General features: G+C 66.7%; 3 protein-coding genes. All 3 read left to right on the top strand.

Going from position 1 to position 3,754, the window contains the following annotated elements; translation table 11 throughout:
• The coding region (locus tag RR928_RS07815; RefSeq protein WP_332682051.1) for a hypothetical protein at positions 1–444 on the top strand (444 nt) is incomplete at its 5' end.
• The gene (locus tag RR928_RS07810; protein WP_332534728.1) at positions 441–2,198 is read left to right on the top strand and encodes a patatin-like phospholipase family protein; all 1,758 of its coding nucleotides are present in this window, start codon (positions 441–443) and stop codon (positions 2,196–2,198) included. The genes RR928_RS07815 and RR928_RS07810, both read left to right, overlap by 4 nt.
• Positions 2,199–2,267: 69 nt before the next feature.
• Positions 2,268–3,545: a DUF445 domain-containing protein gene (locus tag RR928_RS07805; protein WP_332534730.1), complete on the top strand. Its 1,278-nt coding sequence runs from the start codon at positions 2,268–2,270 to the stop codon at positions 3,543–3,545.
• Positions 3,546–3,754: the final 209 nt, after the last annotated feature.

Raw genomic sequence — 3,754 nt, 5'->3', positions numbered from 1 at the left:
TCCACCGCCCTGGCGTCGGCATTCAGCGCGCAGATGCATTTGCTCGATCCCCAGCGCGCGCGCACCAGCGTGCAGCCGCTGGAGCTGCTGCTCGACGACGGCCTGCCGCTGCGCGTGACGCTGCATCCCGACAACCGGCATTGGGTCATCGAGGCCAGCGCCTACGACGCCGTCGCCATCCATGGGCCGCTGCGCCGCAGCCTGATCAGCACGCTGCTGCAGATCAATGGCGCAGCGCTTGGCGGGCGGCAGTTCCTTTGCACGCTCGATTACGGCGATCTGATCGTGGTGATGGCGCGCTGGCCGGCCGATGAGGCCGCCGATTCCGCCGGATTTCTCTCCTGCCTCGACTACACCGCGGCCCAGGCGCGCAGGATTCGCGCCGCCGTGCGCGCCATCGCCATGCATGACGATGAGCTCGAATGGGAATGGGCCGCGGCATGAGCATTCCAAGCCATCTCCCGGCGGGCGGCGGCATGCCCGATCTTTCGCGCCACACGCCGGCGCCGCCGCGCAATGCACTGCAGTCCGCCTGGAATGCCGTCATCGCCTTGTTCGCGGGCCGGTGGCTGACGGCGTCGTCCACCGCGCCCGCGCTGACGCCGTCGCGGCTCACGTCCCAGGCGATCTACGCGCACGTTCAAGGGCTGCGCGCCGAACTCCAGACCGCCATGGAGGCGGCATCGGCGACGCTGCCCGCAGCGAGCCGGCAGGCGTTTGCCGCGCGCGCCGCGGCCATGGTCAATGACGTGCTGGTCGAATGCATGAACCCGGTGGTCGATGAAAGCGAGCGGCGGTCCGACCGGGATGTGAAGCTGCATACGTTCCAGAAAGCGTCGCGCAAGGCGCGACTGTTGGTGGACCGGCATCTGCAGGTCGCGCGCGGCCTGGAGCGCGGGAAAATGACAGCACCCGAAGTGCGCGCGGTCTGGGTGCAAAACCCTGCCGGGCCCCATTTGCCCAAGGTGGAACGCCTTGTCGTGATGCGGGCGGCACCGCCGCTAGAGCATCTTGTGCTGCGCGGCGGCGGCGCCAAGGGCATTGGCAATCCGCCCGCGCTGCGCGCGCTGGAGAACCTGGGCAAGCTGTCGGATTTGAAGAAAGTGGTGGGCACTTCCGCCGGGGCGCTGACGGCGGTATGCCTGGCGAGCGGCATGTCGGCCCAGGCATTTCAGCGGCTTTCGAATGACACCGGCATGCTGTCGCTGCTGAGTTCGCCTGGCGGCTTCAAGAACCGCTATCCCGAAGTGAAACTGGGGCTGATCGGTTTTGGCGCGGGCAAGGCGCTGGAGACGCTGGACCGGGCCTCGGCCGGCGCGGTGCGCAGCTATCTGCGCGACCATTGGGACGACGGCGAGGCCTGGAACAGCCTGGGCGCCGCGGACCGCGCGCGCCTGGTCAGCCTGCGCGATCAGGACCTGGAGAAATCCCCGCGCACCGCGCAGATGATCACGTTCCGCGATCTGCAGCTGCTGCACCAGCTCGCGCCCGCCCGGTTCAAGGAGCTGGTGCTGACGGGCTACAACACGGACAAGAAGGAGACCACCTATTTTTCCGCCACCAGCCACCCCGACATGCCGGTGGCGCTGGCCGGGCGCGTCTCCATGAGCATTCCCGTTTTCTTCAAGCCGGTGAAGATGGACTTCGCGGGTCAGACGCAGAATTTCGTCGATGGCGGCGTGGGCAGCAACATGCCTTCGGAAGCCATCCTCGACGGTTTGCACGGCAAGGACATGGACGATGCCATGGCCAGGACGCTGCTCATGACCTATGACGAGGGCGGAGCGGCCTACTCCCTTTTGCATGGCAGTCCGGCCGAGCGCAAGAACGCCTCGGGCGGGCTGATGAGCCGCTGGACCAACGACCGCCTGGACGCGGAGAAGATCCACTTCTCGGGCAGCAACGTGCTGCCGGTGTTCCACGGCAAGCTGGGAACGTTCTCGTTCAATGCGAGCAAGGAGCAGGTGGAGCAGGCGCAAACCCAGTCCATGCTCAATACGCTGGAGTACATGGACACGACCATGGGCCAGGCGCAGCATGACCTGGTGACGGACGTGGACGCGGCCGTGCGCCTGCTGTCGGTCGATGAGCAGCGCGGATTTCTGCAGCGGCATGGCGAAGACGCCGATCCGCTGCACGCCGCGATGTGCGACGCGATACGCGTGCAGTTGCCGGCCGCCGGCGCGGCCCAAGCCTAGTCCGGCCGCGGCGGCGCGATCGCCGGCGCGTGTTAGTGTTGCATGCCATCCTCACGGGAGCCGCCGAGCATGCAAGAACAGACCCTGGCATTGAAACGCGCGAAACGGCAGGCACTGGGCCTGCTGATCGCGGTCGCACTGGTGTTTGCCGCGACCAGTTTCATGGCGCCCAGTCTCTGGGTGCGCTGCGTGCAGGCCGTGGCCGAAGCGGCAATGGTCGGGGCGCTGGCCGACTGGTTTGCGGTCACGGCGCTGTTCCGGCGCATTCCGCTGCCCTGGGTGGGCCGGCACACGGCCATCATTCCGCGCAACAAGGACCGCATTGGCGACAACCTCGCGCATTTCGTGCGCGACCGCTTTCTCGACCCGGCCTCGCTGCTGGCGCTGATACGCAAGCATGATCCCGCGCAGTGGCTGGCCAGCTGGCTCACGGCGCCGGCGCACAGCGCCATGCTGGGCCGCCAGGTCGCGCGGCTGGCGCTGGCCGCGCTGGAACTCGTGCAGGACCGGCAGGTGCAGCGCTTTCTCACGCAGTCGCTGCGCGCCGTGCTGTCCCAGGTCGACCTGTCGCGCGCCGCGGCCTCGCTGCTGACGGCGCTGACCCAGGGCGGGCGCCATCAGGTGCTGCTCGACGATGTGCTGGCGCGCATTGCCGCCATCATGCAGACCGCGAACACGCGTGAATTCATTGCCGCAAGCATTGTCGAGTGGCTCAAGCGCGAGCATCCGCTCAAGGAAAAGATGCTGCCCAGCGACTGGCTGGGCGACAAGGGCGCCGAGCTGATTGCGCAGGCGCTGGAAAGCCTGTTTGACGACATAGCCCACAACCCCGAACACCGCGTGCGCGAGGCGCTGGACGCGGCCGTGGCGCGGCTCATAGAGCGGCTGCAGACCGACCCCGACTTCGCCGAGCGCGCCGAGCAGCTGCGCCACTACCTGCTGCACGACGAGAAGCTGGCCGGCTATCTGCAGGCGCTGTGGACCCAGCTGCGCCAGCGCCTGCAGGCCGATCTGGCCGACGAGCATTCGCACATCGCGCGCAAGGCCGCGGCCATGGGCCGCTGGCTGGGACAGTCGCTGGCCGCCGACCCGGCGCTGCGCCAGTCGATGAACGCGCGCCTGGAGCGCTGGGCGGCGACGCTGGCTCCCGATGTCGCGCAGTTCCTGGCCGAGCACATCAGCGACACCGTCAAGCGCTGGGATGCTGCCGAGCTGTCGCATCTGATCGAGCTGCACATAGGCAAGGATCTGCAGTTCATCCGCATCAACGGCACGCTGGTGGGCGGCGCGATCGGCCTGCTGCTGTTCGTGCTGGCCCAGTTGCCGCAATGGTGGGCGGCGCTTTGAGCCGGCGGGGACGCAGTTCACGCAATCGTCAGGGTACTTACCAATTGCGCACATGAATACCGTCCTGTCAACCCATTGAGAGGGACTGCGCGGGTTATGTCGGGTTTGTAACGTTTCAGTAAATAATAATGCGACTGATTCTCATATCGGAATCAGGCTTTTCATTTCTTATTTACCGGACCTGACATGTATTTGCTTCGTATCCCGTT

Source organism: Comamonas sp., assembly GCF_036666375.1.
Lineage (GTDB): Bacteria > Pseudomonadota > Gammaproteobacteria > Burkholderiales > Burkholderiaceae_C > Comamonas.
Note: the sequence above shows the minus strand (reverse complement) of the source record. Positions and strands in the feature narration are given on the sequence as shown.